This is a genomic window from Kineosporia sp. NBRC 101731, from assembly GCF_030269305.1.
In the GTDB taxonomy this organism is placed as follows: Bacteria; Actinomycetota; Actinomycetes; order Actinomycetales; family Kineosporiaceae; genus Kineosporia.
In genome coordinates, this window is record NZ_BSTC01000001.1 from 396,567 (window position 1) to 418,854 (window position 22,288).

Genomic DNA, 22,288 nt, shown 5'->3' on the forward strand with positions numbered 1-22,288 from the left:
TGAAGATCTGAACCGGCGATGGGCCGGCATCCCGAAGGGGGTGCCGGCCCATCCGTTTGGGCGGTCTGATGTCACCCCGGCTCGACCGGGAGCCAGAGCTCGCAGGTTGCGGTGCTGAAGTCGTCCGCCAGCTCGAGGATCGTGACGATCGACGGGCCCGGACGCAGGATCCAGGGATTCGAGGGGAACCACTCGGCCGCGGTCGCGGCCCAGGCATCCTGCAGTGCCTGGGGATACGGGCCGCTGGTGCGGAAGACCGCCCAGCGTCCGGCCGGCACCTCGATGGCGTCGAGGTCGTCCGGGACCGCAGTCCCGGCGGAAACGGCGACGCCGTGCAGGTAGGTCAGTTCGCTCCCCTCGGCCGCGTCGGGTGCGAGGTCGTCGGTGACCTGGAGCAGGCCGCTCGGCTCGATGTTCCCGAGAGCTTTCAACCGTGCGTGCTCCTCTGGCGGCAGCGATGAGATGTGCTGCTGGATCTGTGGATTGATCCCACGGTGAATGAGTGGGACGCGGACGGCGTGCCCGACCAGCCGGAACGAGGGCTGGTCAGCGATGCGGGTGTCCATGGGGGTGTTCCCTTCGACGGTCAGGCGGAACCTGAGCTGCGGTTGTGTCCGAAGGGGGCCTCCGTCGCGGCGGACGTCGCCGGGTCCCGAGCCGTGAACCGCCCGGAACGCCCGCCCGAAAGCCTCGGTCGATCCGTACCCGTACCGGACCGCGATGGTGAGCAGGTGCTCCTCACCCCGCACGACGGCGGCCGCGGCGACGGTCATGCGCCGCCGACGGACGTACTCCGACAGCGGCATCCCGGCCAGCGCCGAGAACATCCGGCGCAGGTGGTACTCGGTCGTGCCGAGCGCCCCGGCGAATTCCCGGACGTCGAGCTCCTCACCGAGGCGCTCCTCCACGAGATCCACGAGCTGGTTCAGTTCCGAGATCACGGACGACTCCCTTCCGGTATTCAGCCTGGATCAGGCTTCACCGCCCGCGCCCGATCGCAGTGATCCGATGCGATCAATCGAAGCAGTCTGAGGCTCAGTAGAGGTCGGCCGGCGTGATCAGCACGATGTCCATGTCATCATCCGCAGCAGCGAGGAGCTCGTCACTGAATCCCGGGCCGGCGAAACAGACAAGTTTCGCAGCTTCTGCGCCGTAGCGGTTCTGGCGGGTCAGGAGGTCTCGGATACGACGAAGCCGGTCCAGGTGCCCCAGGCCCATGACCTCACCCCACTTCGCCTCACCCACGGCGAGAAGGGGACGTCGATTGTCGTCTTCCAGGCCGAGAACGGCTACGTCGACCTCATGACTGGCCTTGCCGGCCGGATCGGTGATGGTTCCGCCGGCCACCAGGTTGGGATGCCCGGCGAACAGATCGAGCGGAGCCATGTATCGGGTCCAGTGCCGGCACACCTGCTCGAAGTGCGGGTCGAGGACCTGACCCGAGAAACGCCTCTGACTCTGCTGCCAGAGCCGGTTCCCGGATGACGAGTCCACAGTCTTCGAGCACGGTGAGCGGGTGCGCGAGGTCGCCCGATTTCCGGCCTAGATACGAAGCTATCCCGCCGCGGTGGGTGTTCCCGGTCGCTATTGCCGCGAGAACCGAGTGGTACAACGCAATGTCGTGGAGTTCTGGCTCGTGGGCCGACTTATGTGATCTGTGTCGCCTGAGAACGCCGGTCACGTGGGGTGGCTGGCTGGCCCGATCGGGTAGGTTTCTGCCCGGTCTCAAGATTCCCACTGCCCTGCCCGGGTATGAGCACAGGCCCAGGCCTTCATGCGTCCGGCCCAGCCACCGTGCGGCAATCGTCCGTGCTCGGGCGGCCTTGTACCGGCCGGGGGGAGGAGCTGCACCACCGTCGGTCACCGTCGCCGGCCGGCGTCTTCGCGCCTTCACCCGCCCGGCAGATATGGCCGTCACGCAGCCTCGGTAACTCTCAAGTAACGGGCCGTGACCGCATCGCCCGTACGTAGTCGTCCCTTGCGGATGGCTTGAGGGAGATGAGGGCTTGGGTGCCTGCTCGGCTTCGACTGGCTCTTGTGGCCGCACTGATCGCGGTGATCACTTTCGGATCGGCGCCCTGGGCCGCGGCGCAGGGCACCGGCACTCCGCCGGGGACGGCCAGCAGTGCGTACAAAGTCATGAAAGTTGTTCTCGACAGCGGAAAAACGATCAACGCACGGTGGAATCCCTGTCAGAGCGCCATCACCTACCGGGTGAACCTGAGCGGACTTCCGCAGAGCAAGAAGAAGGCCATGCTGAAGACGGTCAGGGCCTCGTTCGTCAGACTGAGCCACGCGACGGGCCTGACCTACCGGTACGCAGGACTGACCACATTCGTCCCCACCACCCGGAACCTGGCGAAGCAGCCGGCCGAGATCGTCGTGGCCGCGGTGGCGAGGACGAAGACTGACTTCCCGCTGACGAAGAACTCGCTCGGGTACGGGGGAGCACTCTGGTCGACCTGGTACGGCAGCCAGGGTGAGGGCGCGGCGATCGTCCGGGGTTACGTGATCCTCGAGGCCAAGGCCATCCAGAAGCTCAAGAGCGGCTGGGGCACGGGGACGCGGCAGAGCAACGTGGTCCTGCACGAGCTCGGGCACGCGTCCGGCCTGGACCACGTGAGCAGCCGTGAGCAGCAGATGTACCCGACCCTGACCTCGGCCTCACCGAGCGGGTACGGCAAGGGGGATCTTGCGGGCCTGGCGAAGGTCGGCACGAAAGCGGGCTGCATCGACATCCCGAGTTACGTCAGCGTGCGCGACCTGCGCTGAAGATCCACGAGGTCCCGGGCCCCGAAGTGGGGGCCGGCAACGACGGGCCGGTGAGCCACGATCGCCGTGGTGACACGCGTCCTCAATGCCCGCTCAAGAGTGAACCAGCCCCAGCCGATGAAAAAGCCAACGTCCGGACCCTGCGGTTGTCCTTGAAGGAGTGCGATGGAGGCGATCGACGAGATCGTTGCCGAGTTCCTGGTCGAGTCACACGAGAACCTCGACCAGCTCGACACCGACCTGCTCGCGCTGGAGCAGGACCCGACCTCACGGGATCTGCTGGGAAGCGTCTTCCGAACCATCCACACGATCAAGGGCACCAGCGGGTTCCTTGCGTTCAACAAGCTGGAGAAGCTCACACACGTCGGCGAGAACCTTCTCAGCCGTATGCGTGACGGCAAGATCCTGCTGAACGAGGACCGCACGAGCGCCCTGCTGGACATGGTCGACGCCGTGCGCGGCCTGCTCTCGAACATCGAGGCCAGCGGTGGTGAGGGGGATGTCGACCACACCGAGCTGGTGGCTCGGCTGGGTGATCTGCTCGAGGACGGGGTGATCGAGGCCCCGCCGCTGATCCCCGCCCAGGCAGGCAGCCCGGAGGCCGCCACCGGTGCCGCCGAGGCGGTCGCCGGGGCGGAGGACTCCACCGAGGCGGTGGTCGAGGCCGCCGCACAGGCCGCCGCCGCCCAGGCGATCGAGGCCGCGCACGAACTGGCCGAGGCCGCCAAGAGCCACCCCGAGGAGATCCCGGTCGGCGCGCAGGTCGTGTCCGCCGAGGTCTCGATCACGAATCTTCCCGAACCGCCTGCTGCGGCAGCTCCGCCACCTCCTGCCCCCGCCCCGAAGCCGGCGGAGAAGCCGGCCGCGAAGGCCGTGCCCGAACCAGGTGAGCCCGGTGAGCAGAAGCGCTCGGTCGTCGAGTCCTCGGTGCGTGTCGACATCGGGCTGCTCGACACCCTGATGTCGATGGTCGGCGAGCTGGTGCTGTCGCGTAACGCACTGGTCTCCGAGCTGGACGAGCAGAACGACAGCGCCCTGGCCCGGTCTGCGCAGCGCCTCTCACTGATCACCAGTGAGCTGCAGGAACAGGTCATGAAGACCCGTATGCAGCCGGTCGACACGGTCTGGTCCAAACTGCCCCGAGTCGTCCGCGACCTCTCCCACCAGCTCTCGCGCAACGTGCGCCTGGAGATGGAGGGCCGCGACACCGAACTCGACCGGAGCGTCCTCGAGGCCATCAAGGACCCGATGACGCACCTCGTCCGCAATGCGATCGACCACGGCATCGAGCCGCCGGACGTGCGGATCGGCAAGGGCAAGAACCCCGAGGGCGTGCTGATGCTGCGCGCCTATCACGAGGCCGGCCTGGTCCACCTCGAGATCATCGACGACGGTGCGGGTATCGACCACAACGTGGTCGGTAACAAGGCGGTCGAGCGGGGCCTGGTCACCCAGGCCCAGCTGGAGAAGATGACGCCGCGCGAGATCACCCAGATGATCTTCCTGCCCGGATTCTCCACGGCCGCCAAGGTCACCAACGTCTCCGGCCGGGGCGTCGGTATGGACGTGGTGAAGACCCGGATCGAGGCGATCGGCGGTTCCGTCGACGTCGTCTCGAACAAGGGCGCCGGCTCCACCTTCCGCCTCAGCATCCCGCTGACCCTGGCGATCATCCCGGCTCTGACGATCGGTTGCTACGGCCACCGTTACGCGGTGCCGCAGGTGAGTGTGCTGGAACTGGTGCGACTCTCGGGCGAGCACGCCCGCGGCGGCATCGAGCACATCTCCGGGGCGCCGGTCTACCGGCTGCGCGGTTCGCTGCTGCCCCTGGTGCAACTGGACGAGCAGCTCGAGCTGGTCTCGATCGGCACCTCCAGCGGCGGTGGCCGCAACGATGACGGGCGGGGCGGCTTCATCGTCGTCCTGCAGGCCGAGCAGCACCGCTTCGGCCTTGTCGTGGACGATGTCCTCGACACCCAGGAAATCGTGGTCAAGCCGCTGGGCCGGCACCTGAAGGCCCTGCCGATGTACCAGGGCGCCACGATCCACGGTGACGGCAGCGTGGTCCTGATCCTCGACGCGACCGCGATCGCCCGGCGGGCCGACGTGCTCTCCAACCAGGCCGCGGCCGCCAGCTCGTCGGTCATGGAAGAGACCACGCCGATCGACCCGGTGCTGGTGGTGGAGCTGTCCGGAGGACGGCGCACCGCCATCCCCCTGGACATGGTCACCCGGCTGGAGGAGATCCCCAACGAGACCATCGAGCGGGTGGGTGGTCGCGAGGTGGTCCAGTACCGGGGCCACATCATGCCGCTGGTACGCCTGGCGAACCTGCTCGGTGCCTACGGCGAGGAGACCGACAACGCGAGGGTTCAGCTGGTGGTCTACACCCGCGGCCAGCGCAGTGTCGGCTTCGCGGTCGAGCGGATCATGGACATCGCCACCGAGCGGGCCGGTTCGCGCTCCGACATCGACGACCATGCGCTGCTGGGGTCGATCGTCGTCGGTGACCGGGTGGTCGAGCTGCTCGACGTGCAGGCCGCGGTGCTCGCCGCCGACCCTGCGTTCTACCAGGACGACGCCGGCGCCACGACGGTGCAGCAGCTCGGCGACATGTACGAGGAGGCATTGTGACCCAGCTGTCGACGTTCCACGTCGGTTCCTACCTGTTCGGGGTGGAGGTTGCCCTGGTCCAGGAAGTGGTCCGGATGCAGACGTTCACCCCGGTCCCGCTCGCCTCGGCCGAGGTGTCCGGCCTGATCAACCTCCGTGGTGAGGTACTCACCGCCATCGATGTGCGGGCCCGGCTGGGTCTGCCGCCGACGACCGGTGAACGCGCCCAGGTCAACGTCGTGGTCCGGGTGGACGACGAACCCGTCAGCCTGCTGGTCGACGAGATCGGCGGCGTGGTCGAGGTTTCCCAGATCCCGTTCGAGGGAACCCCCTCGACGGTGAATGCCAGGGTCGGTTCGCTGCTGCTCGGCGCGTACACGCTGCCGGACAAGCTGCTCCTCGCCCTGGACGCTCGTGCCTTGCTGGCCTTCGACGAAAGTCGCTCGGCAGCTGCCTGAGGGCATCCGATAGAAGACCGAAAGGGGCGACGCGATGCGAGCCTTGGTGATCGACGACTCGCGAGCGATGCGATCGATCCTGACGAGGCAACTCGAGGCACTCGGTTTCGACGTCGCCCAGGCCTTCGACGGACGAGATGCACTGGACCTGATCGACACCGGTTACCTGCCACACGTGGCCCTCGTCGACTGGAACATGCCGCGGATGGACGGACTGACCTTCATCAAGGCGATCCGGGCCCGCGAATCGCTGAACGACGTTTCGCTGATGATGGTCACGACCGAGAGCGAACACGGCAACATCGTCCGGGCCCTGGCAGCGGGTGCGCACGAGTACGTCATCAAACCGTTCACCTCAGAGGTGATCGCTGAGAAGTTGGCGCTCTTGGGATTGGTGAAGGTATGAGCGGGGCAACCATCCGCGTTCTGATCGTTGACGACTCGGTGGTCATCCGCCGGTTGATCAAGGAGATTCTCGACGCCGACAACCGGATCGAGGTTGTCGGCGTCGCACACAACGGACAGGTCGCGATCGGCAAGGTCGAGGAACTGAAGCCGGACGCGCTCACCATGGACATCGAGATGCCCGTGATGAACGGCGTCGAAGCGGTCCGGGCACTGCGCAAGACGCATCCTCGCCTGCCGATCGTGATGTTCTCCACCCTGACCGAGCGGGGCGCGTCCGCCACCATGGACGCGCTCGCGGCCGGGGCCAGCGACTACGTCACCAAGCCGGCCAACGTCGGCAGCGTGATGGAGAGCCGGCAGAACATCAAGGAACAGCTGATACCGAAGCTGATCGCGCTCACCGGCGCGAGGAAGCTGGTGGGCACCAGAACCCCCATCCCGCCGGCCCAACCGCCGGCGGGAGTCTCGCGAGCCCCCGGAACGCCACGACGCACGCAGCCGTTCGGTCTGCTGGCGATCGGGAGTTCCACCGGTGGCCCGGACGCGCTGGCGACCGTGCTGGCGTCCCTGCCCGGAGACCTGCCCGTGCCGGTCGTGATCACCCAGCACATGCCTCCGGTGTTCACGAAAATGCTTGCTCAGCGCCTCGACTCGATCTCCCGCCTGAGCATCGTGGAGGCCGCCGAAGGTGACGCGGTGGAGCGCGGGAAGGTGCTGATCGCCCCGGGTGGTCTGCACATGGAGATGAAGTCGAAGGGCACCGGAGTTTTCGTGCACCTGAGCGATGCCCCGCCGGAGAACTTCTGCCGGCCCGCCGTGGACGTCATGTTCCGGTCGGTCGCGGCGGTCTACCGGAACCGGGTGCTCGGGCTGGTGCTGACCGGGATGGGGCGGGACGGGGCCGCGGGGGCCGGGGTGATCCGGTCTGCCGGTGGCGAGGTGTTCGCCCAGGACGAGGCGTCGAGCGTGGTCTGGGGTATGCCCGGTGCCACCGTGATGGCGGGGCAGGCCGACCGGGTTCTCCCGATCGAGCAGATCGCCCCGACCGTCGCAGCGGCGCTGATCCAGAGTCAGGGCGCCTCCACCCGTCAGGCAGCCGGCCCGGTGACGGGCGGGGTGCGGGCATGACCTTGCAGGACTCTGATTTCACCTTCGTCATCGGAATGATCCGGCAGCGCAGTTCGATCGACCTGCAGCCGGGAAAGGAATACCTGGTCGAGTCCCGGCTGGCGCCGGTGGCCCGGAAGTTCGGTGACAAGGACGTGGCCGCCCTGGTGCACCGCCTGCGGCGTAACGACCGGGAAGCCTGCGACGCGGTGGTCGACGCCCTGACCACGAACGAGACCTCGTGGTTTCGCGACGTCCATCCGTTCGACGCCTTCACCCGGCTGATGCTGCCCGAGGTGAAGAAGTTCGGCGGGCCCACCGTGAACGTCTGGTCGGCGGCCTCGTCCAGCGGCCAGGAGGCGTACTCACTGGCTCTGCTGCTGCTCGACTGGCTGCCGGTGAACCCGGGCCGGACGGCGAAGATCCACGGTACGGACATCTCTCCGACCATGGTGGCGCGGGCCACGGCCGGGAAGTACAGCCAGCTCGAAATCAATCGCGGTATGCCGGTCAAGTACATGGTCAAGTACTTCGATCAGGTAGGGAGGGACTGGATCGTCAAGCCGGAGGTGCGTGCGATGACCAGCTTTCGGCAGGGCAATCTGGCCCAGCCGCCGGTCGGCCTACCGCAGATGGACATCGTCTTTCTCCGGAACGTGCTGATCTACTTCGATCTGCCGACCAAGCGCCAGGTGCTCGCGAATGTTCGCAAAGTGTTGCGGCCCGGTGGATTTCTGGTTCTCGGCGGGGCCGAGAGCACCATCACCCTGGATACGAACTTCACCCGGGTGGAAACCGAAAAAGTAGTGATCTTCCGAAACGGAGGAGGGACATGAGCGTCTTCACCGAGCTGGATGACGATGCGCGAGAGGAACTCGGTGTGATCCTCACCGATGTGTTCTCCTCCGTGCTGAAGGAAGAGGCCATCATCACCAACAACCAGCTGCCGGTGGGCGACACCACCGTGTCACGCCTGGCCATTCACAACTTCGCTGACGACGGCGATCAGAGCGAGGAACAGTTCGCGGTGATCGAGGTCCGTGTCGGTGTCAGCCTGGCCCGGGTGATGGCGGCCAGGATGATGTCGATCAGCTCTCCGGGACCGAACGATCTGGTCGACGCGATCGCGGAGATCAGCAACATCGCCGGCGGGAACGTGAAGACGCTTCTGTGCACTCACGCCCGCCTGTCTCTGCCGACGGCGGAGATCATCGATGACGAGCGGTTCGAACAAGCGGAGCCCGCGGACGGCACCACGTGTGTGCGCGCCGTCGTGCTGGGGCACGTGGTCCAGCTCGCCATCCACCCCCATGCCCCGGTAGCTGGCCTCCTCTGGCCGCCGGAGATCAACGACGCAACCCTGGAGCCCACCTCATGAAGATCCTGGTAACTGACGACAGTCGAGCAATGCGGATGATCGTCATCCGGACCATGCGGCAGGCAGGTCTGGGGAAGCACGAGATCAAGGAGGCCGAGAACGGCCGCCTCGGGATGGAAGCCGTCAAGGACTTCAAGCCGGATCTCATCCTGTCCGACTGGAACATGCCGGAGATGACCGGCATCGAGTTCCTCAAGGCACTTCGCGCCAGCGGCAACACCACCCCGTTCTGCTTCGTCACCTCTGAGGGTGGCGGCGACAAGGCGGAAGAGGGTGTGGCCGCCGGTGCGATCGGATTCATCGTCAAGCCCTTCACCGCGGAAGCGTTCATGGACACACTCGGATCGGTGGTTTCAGCATGAGTGTCGAGACAGAACAGTCACCCCTGCCCAGCCGGCATTCGGTGCGCAACACGATCGAGGGCCTCGTCGGCCGCGACGTCGACCTGTCGGACGGCGTCCCGCCGCCGGCCAAGTCGACCAACGTGGTCGCGGTCTACGTCACGGACCAGCTGAAGACGTCTGCCCTGGTGGTCGTCGACCTGGAGTGCGCCGCACGGATCGGGGGCTCCCTGGGCATGATCCCCCGTGGTGTGGTGGACGAGAGCATCAAGGCTCGTGAGCTGCCGAAGGACCTCGAGGAGAACTGCTACGAGGTTCTCAACGTGATGGCGTCGATCTTCAACGTGCCCAACCACCCGCACGTGCGTCTCTACGAGATGTACGCCCCGGGCTCGGCCATCCCGGCCGACATCGCCGCGCTGGCCGCCACGGTCGGCAACCGGATGGACGTGAAGCTGAAGATCAGCGGATACGGCGACGGAACCCTGTCGGTCGTCATCAAGTAAGCGAGAGCGAATGTCATCGGACCCCGGATCCCTGTCCGAGGCCATCGCTGAAGCGCCGGTACCCACGGAAGCTCCACGGGTACCGGCGCAGACGCGCGTCCCGCCCGATGCGGTGCGGAACGTGCGGGTGGGCCGGCACGGGCTCTACGACGCCCGCCGCACCCTGATGGCCTACGAGGTGCTGTTCCACTCCGGCGAGAAGGACCAGGGTGACCGGGCGACGTCCCAGGTCATCGCCTCCACCTTCGGCACCTTCGGGGTGGACCGGATCGCCGGGCCCCGGCCCGTCTTCATCAGTCTCACCCGCGCCTTCCTCACCGGGATCATCCCGATCCCGGTGGAGCCCGCCGGTGTCGTCCTCGAGATCTCGGCGACCATGATGATGGACGCGGAACTGTTCGCCGGCGTCGAGCAGTTGCGTTCGGACGGATATCGTCTGGCGCTGATCGAATACCGCGGCCAGGCCGAGGCCTCGGTGCTCCTCGACCTCGTCGACTACGTGAAGATCGACGTGTCGGCCCATCCCGGCTGGCAACTCGCCGAGCTGGCCGCCCTGGTGACCGAGCGCGGTCGCGATCTCATGGCCGGTGGCATCCAGGACCAGCCCACGTTCGACCGGGCCCGCGAGCTCGGCTTCAGCCTGTTCCAGGGGTCGCTGCTGGAGAAGCCCAAGGTGCTGGAACGGCGCACCCTGACGCCGACCGAGTTGGTCTGTGTGCGCCTGCTGCGTGAACTGGCCGACCCCGACCTGGACATCGTCCGGCTCGAGCCCACCGTCGGCAGCGATCCCGGCCTGGCCCTGCGGCTGCTGCGCACGGCGAACTCGGCCGCGTCCGGTACCAGTGGCCAGATCTCCTCGCTGCGCCAGGCCCTGGTCGTCATCGGCCCGCGCCGCCTGCGTTCCTGGATCGTGCTGATGCTGATCGAGGGTCCGTCCAGCGCCTCACCGGTCAACGGCCTCTGGAAGGTGCTCGCCCGGGCCGGCACCTGCCGTCTGCTGGCTCCGAAGGAGGCCGGTGACCTGGCGTTCACCATCGGCCTGCTCTCCGGGGCCGCGGAGTTGCTCGGTGCGTCCCCGCAGACGGTGGCCGAGGCCGCCGGGGTCACGGGGGACGTCCGTGACGCCCTGGTCAGTGGGCTCGGCGGCGCCGGGGTCGCCCTGCACGCGGTGCTGGCCCACGAGCGCGACGACGACCAGGGCGTCACCGCCTCCGGTCTGAGTCTTCACGCCGTTTCGCTCGCCTACCTGGAATCGCTCAGCGAGTCGCTCCGCCTGGTCGAGGAGATCGCAGGTGCCGCTGACGATTGACGCCGGGCCGGTTTGAGAGACTGCTCCTCGTGAGCGAGCGCTTCTACTCCGCGTACCACCAGGGCTTCCTCCGGGTCGCCGCCTGCACGATGCGCACGGCCATCGCCGATCCGGACACCAACGCCGAGTCGGTGCTGCGGATCGCGCGGGACTGCCATGACGACGGCGTGGGGCTGGCGGTGTTCCCCGAACTCACGCTCACCGGCTACTCGATCGAAGACCTCCTGCTGCACGAGACGCTGCTGGCCGACGCCGAGCGCGCCCTGCGCACGGTGATCGACGGCTCGGCCGGGCTCACCCCGGTGCTGCTCGTCGGCCTGCCTGTGCGTTACCGGCACCGCCTGCACAACGTCGCCGCGGTGGTGCACGACGGGCGACTGCTCGGGGTGGCCCCCAAGTCGTACCTGCCGAACTACCGCGAGTTCTACGAGGCCCGCCAGATGTCCGCCGGGCGCGACGTGGGCGAGAGCATCGGGCTGGCCGGCGAACAGGTCCCGTTCGGTAACGACCTGCTCTTCGCCGCCACCGACGTGCCCGGTTTCGTGCTGCACGTCGAGATCTGCGAGGACATGTGGGTGCCCGTGCCGCCCAGTGCTACGGCCGCGCTCGCCGGGGCGACTGTGCTCACCAACCTCTCGGGCAGCCCGATCACCATCGGCCGCGCCGAGGACCGCAAGCTGCTCTGCCGTTCCGCATCGTCGCGCTGCCTGGCCGCCTACGTGTTCGCGGCCGCCGGGGAGGGCGAGTCCAGCACCGATCTCTCCTGGGACGGGCAGACGCTCGTCTACGAGAACGGGGTGTTGCTGGCCGAGGGGGAGAGGTTCCCGACCGGCGACCGCCGCACGATCGCCGACGTCGACCTGGACCTGCTGCGCGCCGAGCGACTGCGGATGGGCTCGTTCGACGACAACCGGGCCGCTCACGGCACCGATCTGCGCACGATCGAGTTCGAGCTCAAGCCGCCGGCGGGCGACATCGGGCTGCGGCGTGAGGTCGAGCGCTTCCCGTTCGTGCCGGCCGACGAGTCCCGGCTCGAGCTGGACTGCTACGAGGCCTACAACATCCAGGTCGCCGCCTTGCGGCAGCGGATGCGGGCGATCGGTCAGCCGAAGATCGTCATCGGGGTCTCGGGAGGGCTCGACTCGACCCATGCCCTGATCGTCGCGGCCAAAGCCATGGATGAGGAGAACCGTCCCCGCACCGACATTCTCGCGTTCACGCTGCCCGGCTTCGCGACCAGCGACCGGACGAAGAACCAGGCGGTCGGCCTGGGTCGCACGCTCGGGGTCACCTTCGAGGAGATCGACATGCGGCCGGCGTCCGAGCTGTTGCTGAAAGACCTCGGGCACCCGTTCGCCAACGGCTCGCCGGTGTACGACATCACCTTCGAGAACGTGCAGGCCGGGCTGCGCACCGACTACCTGTTCCGGCTGGCCAACCAGCGCGGCGGCATCGTGCTCGGCACCGGCGACCTGTCCGAACTTGCCCTCGGCTGGTCCACCTACGGTGTCGGCGACCAGATGTCGCACTACAACGTCAATGGTGGTGTACCGAAAACGCTGATGCAGCATCTGATCCGCTGGGTCATCACGTCGGGTCAGTTCGATGACGAGGTGGGCAAGATCCTGCAAGACGTGGTCGGTGGTGAGATCAGCCCGGAGCTGGTGCCCGCGGGCGAGGACGGCGTCACCCAGAGCACCGAGGCCAAGGTCGGGCCGTACTCGTTGCAGGACTTCTCATTGTTCTACACACTGCGCCACGGGTTTCGGCCCTCGAAGATCGCCTTCCTGGCCCTGCACGCCTGGGGCGATGCCGGGAAGGGCGACTGGCCACCGCATTTCCCGCCGGAGAGCCGCAACGAGTTCGACCTGCCGGTGATCCGGCACTGGCTCGAGGTGTTCGCACAGCGGTTCTTCGCGTTCAGTCAGTTCAAGCGTTCCGCCATGCCGAACGGACCGAAGGTCACTGCCGGTGGCTCGCTCTCGCCGCGGGGTGACTGGCGGGCCCCGTCGGATGCCTCGGCCCGGATCTGGCTGGACGAGATCCGTCGCGAGGTGCCCTGAGCGTCCTAACCGGCCTGGGCCCGGCGCTCAGCCTCTTCGGCGGCCCGCTTGGCCTCGGTCTCGGCCGCGTTCTGGGCGGCCTCGCGGGCGTCCGCCGCGTCCTTGTCGTCCCACTCCTGCTCGTACCGGCTGATCAGGTCCATGATCAGCGAGGCTCCGATCATGCACAGCAGAGCGACGATGCACCAATTCAGCACAGCTGTGTAGCCGTCGAGACCGCCTCTCTCGTACTGGATGTAGAGAAGCGGTCCCGCCAGCACGGCTGCGATCAAACAGCCGGCCTCCGGAGGAGTCGTCGTCACGAGTCCGCGCCACCCATGGCCAGCTGGGTGCAGAGCAGGGCGGCCCAGCCGACCCGGTCCACGCCGATCCCGTCGATCCGGACCACCGGCAGACCGAGCTGCAGCACCGACGCCGGCTCCCCGGAATCAAGGGCACCGTCCAGCGCCACCGCGTCGACCTTGCCCAGATACCTCACCCAGCGCTGGTTCTCCTCCAGCGACCGGGATCCGTCGAGTACTGCGATCACTGCCTCAGCTCCCACGGTCTGCAGGACCTTACGGACCTTGCCGGCATCTTCCGTGCGGTCGCCGTCGACCGGGACACTGACCACCACCGGACGGGTGATGGACACCAGATCCATGGCGCCGATCCGATCCGGACCCACCTCGTGCGGAACGGTGACCACCTTCCGTGGTTGTCCGTTGTGCGGCAGATCCAGTGCGGTGCGGGCGGCCTCGAGCCCGACGACATCAGAGGGGCCCACCACCGCGATCACCCCGACATCGTCCGGGATCGTCGGTTCGGGCATCGAGCCGAGCATCTGCACGACGGCCATGAACCGGTCACCGGACTGAAGATTCGCAGCCCATTCCGGCGGCACTCCGAGGTTGCCCAAGGCCGTCCGGTCGGCGGCCAGGGCCACGGCGGCGGTGGCCTGTTCGGTGGTCTGTTCGGTGCTCTCAGGTGCGGCCGGTTTCTCGGACATCGGGGACATCGGGGACGCCGTGGTCGCCCCGTCCTCACCGGCCCAGTTGATCTCCGGCTGGGTGGACCAGACAGAGGACGCGCTCCAGTCGGTGGTGTCCAGGTCCGGTGTCCAGGGGGCGGTCAGGGGGTCGCTCAGAGAATCGGCCGGTGCGGACAACTGGATCGGGATAGAACCGAAACTAGCGGTGGGAGAGGGCGCCGAGTCCGGTCCGGGATCGTCGGCGGGCGGTTGTGCGGTGATGCCGGGCAACGGCTCGGGCGGTGTGGACCATTTGATGGCGGACAGAGCAGCGTCGCCGGACAGGGCAGCGTCGGTCGGCAGGGCAGCGTCGGTCGAGGGAGCACCTTCGGTGAAGGGGGTCTTCTCGGGCGAGAACGCTTCGGGAGCCGGAGTGATCGGGATCGGCATCGTGATCGGCTCCGTCGAACCGGCCGAAACTATTTGCCCTGCGGATTGTTCCGGAACTGCAGTGATCCCGGGAAACGAGCCCGGCAGCGAGTCGGACGCCGACTCGGCGGCCGAAGGGGTGGTGGTTTCTGTCGCCGGCTCGGGTGCTGCACTGCTGGTGGAACCGAAAGGCGAGTCGAAGGGTGAGCTGAAGGGTGAGCTGAAGGGCGAGGGTGTGCTGGCCGGTGCGTTGGTTGCCGAAGGGGTGGTGGTTTCCGTCGTCGGCTCGGTGGCCGCGCCGGTGACCGAACCGAAGGGAGAACTGAACGGCGAGTCCGTCGTGGTGCTGGGCATCGCGTCGGACGGTGAGCCGGCAGCGGGAAGCGGGTCCGAGCCGAACGGTGAGGCCGCAATGCCCGGGACCGAGCTGGATCCGGAGTCCGCGGCCAGGCCGGCGGCCGAATCCGGCATCGAGGAGGTCGCCACCTCGGACAGCGGGTCGGCTGCCGTCGGTGTGACCGCCCCAGTGGCCGGTCCGGCCGGTGACCCGAACGGTGAATCGGCCGGTGCACTCAGGTTCGAACCACCCGACGATCCGGTCAGCGGGGCGGCCGTCGAGCTCGGTGCGGATCCGGTGACCGAACCCGGCGCTGAACCCGATACCAGACCCGGGCTCGAGCTCTTCACCGAACCCGGCGCCAGGCCTGGGACCGGACTTTCCGCCGATCCCGGTACTGATCCGGGTGCCAGGCCTGGGACCGGACTTTCTACCGATCCCGGTACTGATCCGGGTGCCAGACCTGGGACTGAACTTTCCACCGATCCCAGCGCTGACCCCGGCACCGGAGTCGGCTCTGAACCCGGCACCGAACTCTCTACCGAAACCGGGACCGAATCTGGCATCGAACCCGGGGTGGGGTTCGTGACCGCGTCCTTGGGCGCGTCCGTTGTTGGGGTTTCGGAGGTGGTGGCTTCCGGGGCCGGAACGGCCCAGGCCGCCGTGGCCTCGGCGGGGGAGGCCCAGCTCGACGTGGGGCCCTCATCGGGTGTTCCTGGCGCGGGGGCCGCGGGGGCGGGCCATTCCGGGCTGGTGTTGGCCGGGGTGGTGGCCCAGGTCGAGATCGTGTCCGTCTCCGCGCTGGGGGCGCTCGGCTGGGCGGGGACGATGGGCTGGGCGCTCATGTCCGGGGTGCCGGAGGCCGGGACTGATCCGGAAGTTGCCTGTGCCGAGGGATTCTGATCGGTGGCGGTCTTCTGGGCGGTCAGTACGGAGTGCGCGGCCGCGAGTTCACCCGCGGCCGCGGCCGCGCTGGCCCGGGCTGCCATGATCTCCCAGGCGGGAGGATCGTTGAGGGCGGCCCCGGTGGAGGATTCCATCCGCGGGGTCGGCACGGCCGGAGCCATCGGAATCGGGGCGACCGGGGCGGCGGTCTCCTTCTGGATCTCTTCCTGGGGCTCGTCCTTAGTCTTGGCCTTCTTGCGCCCGCCCAGTCGGATACCGAAAACCTTGATGCCGGAGCTCATCGCGGCCTCAGTAGGGGCAGTGCGAGCGGCGCTGACCGGCGCGGGGGCCACGGTGCCGTCGGCCGGCGTGCCCAGCGTCGGGTCAGTACCCGGGCCGGTGTGCCGCGCGTGGCTGCGGTCGCGGCGCGGGCGGTGCCGGCCACTGTCGTCGGTCATGGTCTCGGCGGACGTGGCGTCCGTCGGCGCGGTCGATCCCGGTGCCGTTGCCGGGCTCGGCGATGAAAGGGCGCTCGGCGTCGGCGCGGAGGGGGTGACTCGAAAAGAGGGAGCAGACATGGAGGTGGCTTCCGGCGTCTTTCGCGCAGTGGGCTCGTTCTTCTTCGAACGTCGTGACTTTCCCTTGGGCAGAACGGTTGTCGCCCGGGGAGCGGTCGCGGGAAGGTCGGACAGATCCGGCCCGGCGCCGAGAGTGGCCGTCGTCGGCGCAGCCGTGTCGGCAGACTGGTCGGACCCGGTGGCCGGGGCTTGCGGCGTGAACGCCGGGGGCGGCGTCCCGAACTGCTGGCCGGATTCCTGGGCCGCCTGGCCGAACTGCTGGCCGGGCTGGCTGAACGGGGATTCCTGGGCCGCCTGGCCGAACTGCTGGCCGGGCTGGCTGAACGGGGATTCCTGGGCCGCCTGGCCGAACTGCTGGCCCGGTTGGCTGAATGAGGACTGCTGGGCCAGTTCACCGAACTGCTGAGTCTGACCGGATTCCGGCGTCGGCTGACCGAACGACAGTGATGCCCCGAACGGCGAGGGGCCACTGAACTGCTGGCTCTGCTCTTCGGACGGCTGCGAACCGAACTGCGGCGTCTGCGGCTCGGCCGGGGCCCCGAACTGACCGAACTGTGCAGCGTCCGAACCGAACTGCTGAGCTGACGGGCTGAACGGAGTCGCCTCGGGCGCAGGAGCGGGAGCCGCGAACTGCGGTGTGACCGCCTCCGGCGAGCCCGGCTGGGCGGGGATCGACGCGACCGGGCCACCACCACCGGCGCTGGCACCGGCACCGGCACCGGCACCGGTAGCCGCGCCGAGGGCCGGGGCGGCCCACCGCTGGGCTTGGGCATCTTCGCCCCCGCCGGCCGGCTCGCCCCATCCTCCGATGAGCGTGGGGGTCTCCGCCAGGACAGGAGTTGCCGGAGAGGTCTCGGCCCAGGGCGATGCCGCCGTCGGTTCGGGAGCGGTCAATGGGCTGTCCCGCTCGACGGCGGGCTTGAGCGCCGGTGTGGCCGGCGCCAGGGCCGGGGTCCCGGCCCACTGTGCGGCCGCGTCATCGGGCGTGGGGACTACCGGTGGCGTGGGCGTGCTGAACTCAGGGGCCAGCGCCGGTCCGGTCGGATCCGCCCATTTCGCCAGAAGTTCGGCCTCCGGGTCTGGTGATCCCGGGAGTGCCGAGGCGACCGGGGACACTGCCGGAGCCAGACCCGGAACCGGGACGTCCGGTGTGGCCGTCCCGGCGCGGGCCTCGGCCTCGTCCGGTGCGGCAGCGTGCTTCGGGGGGTCGGAGGGTGCCCGTGCCGGGTCGTCCGCACCACCCGACCCGGAGCCGCCGGAGCGGGCCCGAGGTGGAAGCGGAAGAAGCTTCGGGATTTCCCTCACCGTCGATGGATCGGAAGGAACACTGCCCGTGTTGAGGGGTAGCGCACCGCCGGTCTGCGCAGGCTGTCCCCCGGACGGCGGCTGATCTGTCATCTCCACCCGGATGCCCGGCCGGGAGTCCGTCATCAGGGAACCGGGAAGCGCGGCCCGGCGCGAGAGGCCCTTGCTCGCCGGCAGCGTCAGGTCTGAGGTCGGCGCCGACCGGTCCGAGGCCGGGGGCGTCGTGCCTCGCGGACGGGCCCAGGCCGGCCGCAACTGGCTGAAGTCCAGGTCGTCGCCGCCCCGGGTCTCCACCGTCAGGCTTTCCGGGATCTCGATCTGCTGCGCAACTGTCGTCACGGTCAGGTCGACGGGGGCGGTGCGGCCCAGGGTGGACGCGGATGTCCTCCCACCGGCGTCGGTCACCTCGGTGCGAATACCGGCGGGCGGGGTGGTCACGTCGACGGAGGTGTGGCCCTCGGCGGTGCACGGTGAAGGGGCGTTGTGGCCGGCCACGACGGCAGATGGACCGGCCCCGGTGGTGGCCGCCGCGACATCGCTCCCCGTCTCCGCGCCGGTCGGGTGTTCCGCCTTCGTCGCGGCCGTACGCCGACGCGCAGCCGCCTTGGCCGCCTTGGCCCTGGCCTTGCGGGCCGCCTTGGCCGCCCGCTGGACGTGGATCTCCTCGGCCCGGGCGGCGATGCGGGCCGCGCGCTCCTCGATCTCCTGCTCCTGCGCCTCGAGACGCTCGATCTCCCGGCGCTCGGCCTCCCGATCCACCTCGTCCGGCTGGGACTCCGCAGCCGCGATGTCCTCTTCCCAGTCGTCCCACTCGGCCTCGTCCCCGGCGAATTCGCCCGGGTCTGCCGGTGCTGTCGGTGCTGCCGGTGTTGCCGAACGGGAGAGCGGCAGACCCCGGCCCGTCGGCACCCGGCGCTCGTGCGATCGTCCACTGCTCGGGGCCCGCCCGGCGGGGTATCCGCCATGACCGAGAATCTCCGCCAGATCGAGCGTCTCGCGAACCTCTTCCTGCCCGTAGGGGTCGAACGACGGACCCCGGCCACTCCGGGGAACACCGAGGCCCAGGACCGGCATGCGCTCGTCCGAGGCCATGGCCGCCTCGAACGCGGCCTGCCGGGCCATGGCCAGTACAGCGGCGTCCTCGGTCGACTCGTCCTGCGACCTGGCCTGCGACCCGGCCTGGCGGGCCAGGGTGATCAGGTCGCGGTAACCGGAGCGCTCCTGGTGCAGGGGAACGGCGGGCAGCGCGAGCTCTTCGTCGTCGAGCCCGTCACCGGGCACCTCGACGGCGACCTCGAAGCCCTCTTTGGCGAAGAATCCGAGGACGCCACCGCGGCGCACCTTCTCGGCCCGGACGATGCGGGCGAACGGACCACCCTCGTGACGTGCCTGCATGAGCAGCGCCTCGAGGTCGTCACCTTCAAGCAGCAAATTCATGACTACTACTCACCTGTCCGACGGTCTCGATCTGGTGAATGCCGGTCGCCTCGGTGAAGGCAATGACGGGCAACTGGGGCAGCGATCCACGCAGCAGTCGCCGCATCGGCAGCCGCAGAGGTCCGGATATGAGGAGAACCGGCAGCTCACCACGCTGTTCAGCAGTGGTCTGGAGGGCAGAGATGTCCGAGACCAGGCGTTGTGCCTGGACCGGGTCGAGAGCGATGACCACTCCCTGCTCACCGGCCCTCAGCGCCTCGCCGATCTGGGTCTCGACGGCGGGTTCGAGGGTGATGGCGCGCAGTACCCCGTCCCGCACGTAGTGCGCGGCGAGGGCCGGGCCGAGAGCGGCCCGGGCGGCCTCCAGCAGGGCGTCCGGATCGCTGGTGGAGCGGGCCCGCTGGCCCACACCCTCCAGGACCCGTCCGAGGTCGCGGATCGAGACCTGCTCGTCCAGCAGTCCCTGCAGCAGACGCTGCACCGCCGCGAGCGGCAGCACGCTGGGCACGAGTTCCTCGACCGCGGCCGGCCGGTCGTTCTTGAGCACCTCGAGCAGGTCGCGGGTGTCGTCCAGACTGAGAAGACGGGACGCGTTCTGGCGCACCATCTCGGCGAGGTGGGTGGTGACGACGGCGGCGCGCTCCACGATCGTGGCGCCGGCCAGCTCGGCCGAGGCACGGTACTCGATCGGTACCCAGACGGCGGGGAGACCGAACACCGGTTCGGTGGTGTGACGGCCGGGCAGGCTGTCCATCGAGTCGCCGATCGCCAGCAGGTGCCCGGGCGGGGCCTCGCCGGTGGCCACGCTGCTGCCGCCGATCCGGATCTCGTAGGTGCCGGGTGCCAGCATCGCGCCGTCCCGGGTCCGCACCGGGGGCAGCACCAGGCCCAGGTCCAGGGCGGTCTTGCGGCGCAGGGCCCGCACCCGGTCGAGCAGGTCGCCACCGCGGGCGGCGTCCACCAGGTCGACGGCGTCGGGGGAGAGCAGGAGTTCGAGGGGGTCGACGCGGAGCGAGTCGGTGACCGGGTCGCCGGTTCCGCCACCGGCCGGCAGCGGAACCTGGCCGGACGGCATCGCGATCGCGCCGCTGGCGGCGGCGGCCTCGGCCGCCATGTCGTCGCCGTGGGCGTCGGTGGAGCGGTAGGCCACGAAGAGCACCAGCCCGCCGACGATCAGGAACGGGATCTTGGGCATGCCCGGGACCAGGCAGAGAGCCAGCAGCGAACCGGCGCCGATCATCAGGGCCTGACGGTGGCGTCCGAGCTGCTGGATGAGGTCGCTGCCGACGTCGCCGGCGCCGGTCGAGCGGGTCACGATCACACCGGTCGCCACCGACATCAGCAGCGCGGGAATCTGCGAGACCAGCCCGTCACCGACGCTGAGGAGGGCGTACTTCTGGATCGACTCACTGGCGCTGAGGCCGTTCTGCAGCATCCCGATCGCGAAACCACCGACCAGGTTGACCAGGGTGATGATGACCGCGGCCATCGCGTCGCCCTTGACGAACTTCGTGCCACCGTCCATGGCGCCGTAGAAGTCGGCCTCGGCGGCGACGTCCTTGCGTCGCTGGCGGGCCGTGTCCTCGTCGATCAGGCCGGAGTTCAGGTCGGCGTCGATCGCCATCTGCTTGCCCGGCATGGCGTCGAGGGTGAAGCGGGCCCCGACCTCGGCGACGCGGGAGGCACCGCTGGTGACAACGGTCAGCTGGATGATGATCAGGATCGCGAAGATGACCAGACCGATGATCAGGTTGGCCCCGATCACGATGTGGCCGAACGCTTCGATCACGTGCCCGGCGAAACCGTCGCGCAGCACCAGCCGGGTCGAGCTGACGTTCAGGGCCAGCCGGAAGATGGTGGCCACCAGCACGATGGTCGGGAAGACCGCGAAGTCGAGAACGCGCTGCACCTGCAGCGAGACCAGCAGAACGATCAGGCTGATGCCGATGTTCAGGGCGATCAGGATGTCCAGGAGGGCGGCCGGCAGCGGCACGACCATCATGAGGACGACGAGCACGATCGCTATGGGTACGGCGATACGGGTCATCCGGTTGGACGGCACGGCGGCGACCTCCGACAGCAGGGCAGGTTGGATCTGTGTGAGGGCGGGCGCCTCACTCACGCATGAGGGTGAATCCCTTGGCCCCGCGGTTACGCCATCCGTGGCTGTTGCTCACATCGGCGGAGCACGGGTGGGACTTGAGTCGGGCGCGGCGTTCTGCCATCCGGGGGATATCCGGCCCGATCCCGGAGCCGGGCATCACCCCTGGGTTGCCTACCGTCTACTGGCTGTCAAAGTCTTTGCGGGGCGGCCCTGCCCGGTCGGACCACCTGACGTGCCGAGCGTGAAATGCGGCGTATTTTATGGTGAAGTGGCTCCTATCACTGTCGAAGCGGAGCAAAATAGACTCTGCTCGGCGGCCTGACACCAGACACCTGTTCCAGCCTCCGCACCCGACGACGTGTGCGTGCGCGTAGGTGAATGATGTCCGTATCCGTAATCGTTCCAGCACTTTTAGCACCGCCTCGGCGGAGGTCTCGAATGTCTGTTGTTATTGCCGTGATCGCTGTCTTCCCCGTGTTCACCCTGCTGATGATCGGCCTCGCCAAGGCTGAGAACGGCCTCTACAAGCGGAGCGCTCCGGCTGATCTCCCCTCGACCGCGGTGGAGTCGACCGTCAGCTGATCCCCCCGGCTACAAACCGTCTGCGGCCCGTATCTCGTTGTCGAGATCCGGGCCGCAGCCGCGTCTTCGGGAACTCACGTTCGGGCGGGGAGGCTGCGGACCAGCTGGGCGTGCACGTAGAGCCGCTCGGCGGCGGAGAACTCGGGGTGACAGGTGGTCAGGGTGAGCCAGGCGCGGCCCTCGGCCGTCTTCTGCTGGACGACCGAGATGTCCGCCGGATCGGTCACCCCCTCGCTGACCACCGAGTAGTCGAACCTTCCGCGCGCCGTCCAGACCTGAATCACGTCGCCGGGCCGGAGCTCGTTGATGCGCCGGAACGGCGCACCCCAGGTGGTGCGGTGCCCGGCGATGCCGACGTTGCCCCGCCGTCCCGGCTGCGGACTGCCCTCGTACAGGCCCAGCCCTTGCCGCAGAATGTCGGTCCCGGTACCGAGTTCCACCGGCATCCGCCAGTCCTGGCCCAGTCGGGGGATACGGACCACGGCGACCACCGGGCCGGCCACCCCCTTCGGGATCAGGACGGTCTCGGGTCCCTTCCCGACCGGAGACGTCCAGGCCTGGGTCGCGCGGTCGGCCAGACCGTGCGCGGTGGTGCGGGCCTTCCAGTTGGTCCACCACCAGCCGCCACCGACGCCGGCGGTCAGCATCACGCCGACTGCCAGGGCCACAAAACCGATGAGGCGGACCCCCGAGCCGCGGGTCCGCCCCATCGATGTCACTCCTGCAT

General features: G+C 68.6%; 18 protein-coding genes. 12 read left to right on the forward strand and 6 right to left on the reverse strand.

The window, feature by feature from the left end; translation table 11 throughout:
• Positions 1-71 precede the first annotated feature (71 nt).
• Together QSK05_RS01655 and QSK05_RS01660 are read right to left on the reverse strand one after the other, a co-directional pair.
• Entirely contained in the window at positions 72-941 is an 870-nt protein-coding gene (locus tag QSK05_RS01655; protein ID WP_285593160.1) for an AraC family transcriptional regulator, read from the reverse strand.
• Between the two features lie 94 nt (positions 942-1,035).
• The gene (locus tag QSK05_RS01660) at positions 1,036-1,386 is read right to left on the reverse strand and encodes a hypothetical protein (RefSeq protein ID WP_285593162.1); all 351 of its coding nucleotides are present in this window, start codon (positions 1,384-1,386) and stop codon (positions 1,036-1,038) included.
• Between the two features lie 624 nt (positions 1,387-2,010).
• Between QSK05_RS01660 and QSK05_RS01665 the strand changes: the two genes are divergently transcribed.
• The 11 genes from QSK05_RS01665 (at position 2,011) to QSK05_RS01715 (ending at position 12,955) form a co-directional block, all read left to right on the forward strand.
• The gene (locus tag QSK05_RS01665; protein ID WP_285593164.1) at positions 2,011-2,772 is read left to right on the forward strand and encodes a matrixin family metalloprotease; all 762 of its coding nucleotides are present in this window, start codon (positions 2,011-2,013) and stop codon (positions 2,770-2,772) included.
• Positions 2,773-2,937: 165 nt separating this feature from the next.
• On the forward strand, positions 2,938-5,406 hold the full coding sequence (locus QSK05_RS01670; protein WP_285593166.1) for a chemotaxis protein CheW: 2,469 nt from the start codon (positions 2,938-2,940) through the stop codon (positions 5,404-5,406).
• Positions 5,403-5,843 carry a chemotaxis protein CheW gene (locus QSK05_RS01675; protein WP_285593167.1) on the forward strand — a complete coding sequence of 147 codons (441 nt, stop codon included), beginning with the start codon at positions 5,403-5,405 and terminating at the stop codon, positions 5,841-5,843. Before QSK05_RS01670 ends, QSK05_RS01675 begins: the two co-directional genes overlap by 4 nt.
• 34 nt (positions 5,844-5,877) lie before the next feature.
• On the forward strand, positions 5,878-6,249 hold the full coding sequence (locus QSK05_RS01680) for a response regulator (protein WP_285593170.1): 372 nt from the start codon (positions 5,878-5,880) through the stop codon (positions 6,247-6,249).
• Complete coding sequence (locus QSK05_RS01685) at positions 6,246-7,379, forward strand: protein-glutamate methylesterase/protein-glutamine glutaminase (protein WP_285593175.1); 1,134 nt, start codon at positions 6,246-6,248, stop codon at positions 7,377-7,379. Before QSK05_RS01680 ends, QSK05_RS01685 begins: the two co-directional genes overlap by 4 nt.
• Positions 7,376-8,194 (forward strand): CheR family methyltransferase, encoded by an 819-nt coding sequence (locus tag QSK05_RS01690; protein ID WP_285593177.1) that lies wholly within the window; start codon positions 7,376-7,378, stop codon positions 8,192-8,194. Before QSK05_RS01685 ends, QSK05_RS01690 begins: the two co-directional genes overlap by 4 nt.
• A complete protein-coding gene (locus QSK05_RS01695; RefSeq protein WP_285593179.1) occupies positions 8,191-8,736 on the forward strand; it encodes a hypothetical protein in 546 nt (181 codons plus the stop codon). The genes QSK05_RS01690 and QSK05_RS01695 overlap by 4 nt, the downstream gene beginning before the upstream one ends.
• Positions 8,733-9,098, forward strand: coding sequence for a response regulator (locus QSK05_RS01700; protein ID WP_285593181.1), 366 nt, complete (start codon positions 8,733-8,735; stop codon positions 9,096-9,098). The genes QSK05_RS01695 and QSK05_RS01700 overlap by 4 nt, the downstream gene beginning before the upstream one ends.
• Positions 9,095-9,583 (forward strand): hypothetical protein, encoded by a 489-nt coding sequence (locus QSK05_RS01705; RefSeq protein WP_285593183.1) that lies wholly within the window; start codon positions 9,095-9,097, stop codon positions 9,581-9,583. Before QSK05_RS01700 ends, QSK05_RS01705 begins: the two co-directional genes overlap by 4 nt.
• Before the next feature lie 10 nt (positions 9,584-9,593).
• A complete protein-coding gene (locus QSK05_RS01710) occupies positions 9,594-10,892 on the forward strand; it encodes an EAL and HDOD domain-containing protein (protein WP_285593185.1) in 1,299 nt (432 codons plus the stop codon).
• Positions 10,893-10,921: 29 nt separating this feature from the next.
• A complete protein-coding gene (locus tag QSK05_RS01715) occupies positions 10,922-12,955 on the forward strand; it encodes an NAD(+) synthase (RefSeq protein WP_285593187.1) in 2,034 nt (677 codons plus the stop codon).
• Between the two features lie 5 nt (positions 12,956-12,960).
• Here QSK05_RS01715 and QSK05_RS01720 read toward each other — a convergent pair whose 3' ends face one another.
• Genes QSK05_RS01720 through QSK05_RS01730 form a run of 3 tightly spaced genes read right to left on the reverse strand, consistent with a single transcriptional unit; the run spans position 12,961 to position 20,997 of the window.
• Complete coding sequence (locus QSK05_RS01720) at positions 12,961-13,215, reverse strand: hypothetical protein (protein WP_285593189.1); 255 nt, start codon at positions 13,213-13,215, stop codon at positions 12,961-12,963.
• Positions 13,216-13,253: 38 nt separating this feature from the next.
• The gene (locus QSK05_RS01725) at positions 13,254-18,875 is read right to left on the reverse strand and encodes a hypothetical protein (RefSeq protein ID WP_285593191.1); all 5,622 of its coding nucleotides are present in this window, start codon (positions 18,873-18,875) and stop codon (positions 13,254-13,256) included.
• Positions 18,859-20,997, reverse strand: a complete 2,139-nt coding sequence (locus tag QSK05_RS01730) for a flagellar biosynthesis protein FlhA (RefSeq protein ID WP_285593193.1) — start codon at positions 20,995-20,997, stop codon at positions 18,859-18,861. The genes QSK05_RS01725 and QSK05_RS01730 overlap by 17 nt, the downstream gene beginning before the upstream one ends.
• Before the next feature lie 420 nt (positions 20,998-21,417).
• Here QSK05_RS01730 and QSK05_RS01735 point away from each other — a divergent pair, with 420 nt between their 5' ends.
• Positions 21,418-21,561 (forward strand): hypothetical protein, encoded by a 144-nt coding sequence (locus QSK05_RS01735; RefSeq protein WP_285593196.1) that lies wholly within the window; start codon positions 21,418-21,420, stop codon positions 21,559-21,561.
• A gap of 74 nt (positions 21,562-21,635) precedes the next feature.
• Here QSK05_RS01735 and QSK05_RS01740 read toward each other — a convergent pair whose 3' ends face one another.
• A complete protein-coding gene (locus QSK05_RS01740; protein WP_285593197.1) occupies positions 21,636-22,271 on the reverse strand; it encodes a class E sortase in 636 nt (211 codons plus the stop codon).
• Positions 22,272-22,288: the final 17 nt, after the last annotated feature.

Excerpts from the sequence above, each read along its gene's own strand:
- QSK05_RS01725 (WP_285593191.1), bottom strand. The coding sequence starts at position 18,875 with ATGAATTTGCTGCTTGAAGGTGACGACCTCGAGGCGCTGCTCATGCAG.
- QSK05_RS01740 (WP_285593197.1), bottom strand. The coding sequence starts at position 22,271 with ATGGGGCGGACCCGCGGCTCGGGGGTCCGCCTCATCGGTTTTGTGGCC.
- QSK05_RS01695 (WP_285593179.1), top strand. The coding sequence starts at position 8,191 with ATGAGCGTCTTCACCGAGCTGGATGACGATGCGCGAGAGGAACTCGGT.
- QSK05_RS01690 (WP_285593177.1), top strand. The coding sequence starts at position 7,376 with ATGACCTTGCAGGACTCTGATTTCACCTTCGTCATCGGAATGATCCGG.
- QSK05_RS01660 (WP_285593162.1), bottom strand. The coding sequence starts at position 1,386 with ATGGCTCCGCTCGATCTGTTCGCCGGGCATCCCAACCTGGTGGCCGGC.
- QSK05_RS01685 (WP_285593175.1), top strand. The coding sequence starts at position 6,246 with ATGAGCGGGGCAACCATCCGCGTTCTGATCGTTGACGACTCGGTGGTC.
- QSK05_RS01710 (WP_285593185.1), top strand. The coding sequence starts at position 9,594 with ATGTCATCGGACCCCGGATCCCTGTCCGAGGCCATCGCTGAAGCGCCG.
- QSK05_RS01680 (WP_285593170.1), top strand. The coding sequence starts at position 5,878 with ATGCGAGCCTTGGTGATCGACGACTCGCGAGCGATGCGATCGATCCTG.
- QSK05_RS01705 (WP_285593183.1), top strand. The coding sequence starts at position 9,095 with ATGAGTGTCGAGACAGAACAGTCACCCCTGCCCAGCCGGCATTCGGTG.
- QSK05_RS01700 (WP_285593181.1), top strand. The coding sequence starts at position 8,733 with ATGAAGATCCTGGTAACTGACGACAGTCGAGCAATGCGGATGATCGTC.
- QSK05_RS01670 (WP_285593166.1), top strand. The coding sequence starts at position 2,938 with ATGGAGGCGATCGACGAGATCGTTGCCGAGTTCCTGGTCGAGTCACAC.
- QSK05_RS01735 (WP_285593196.1), top strand. The coding sequence starts at position 21,418 with ATGTCTGTTGTTATTGCCGTGATCGCTGTCTTCCCCGTGTTCACCCTG.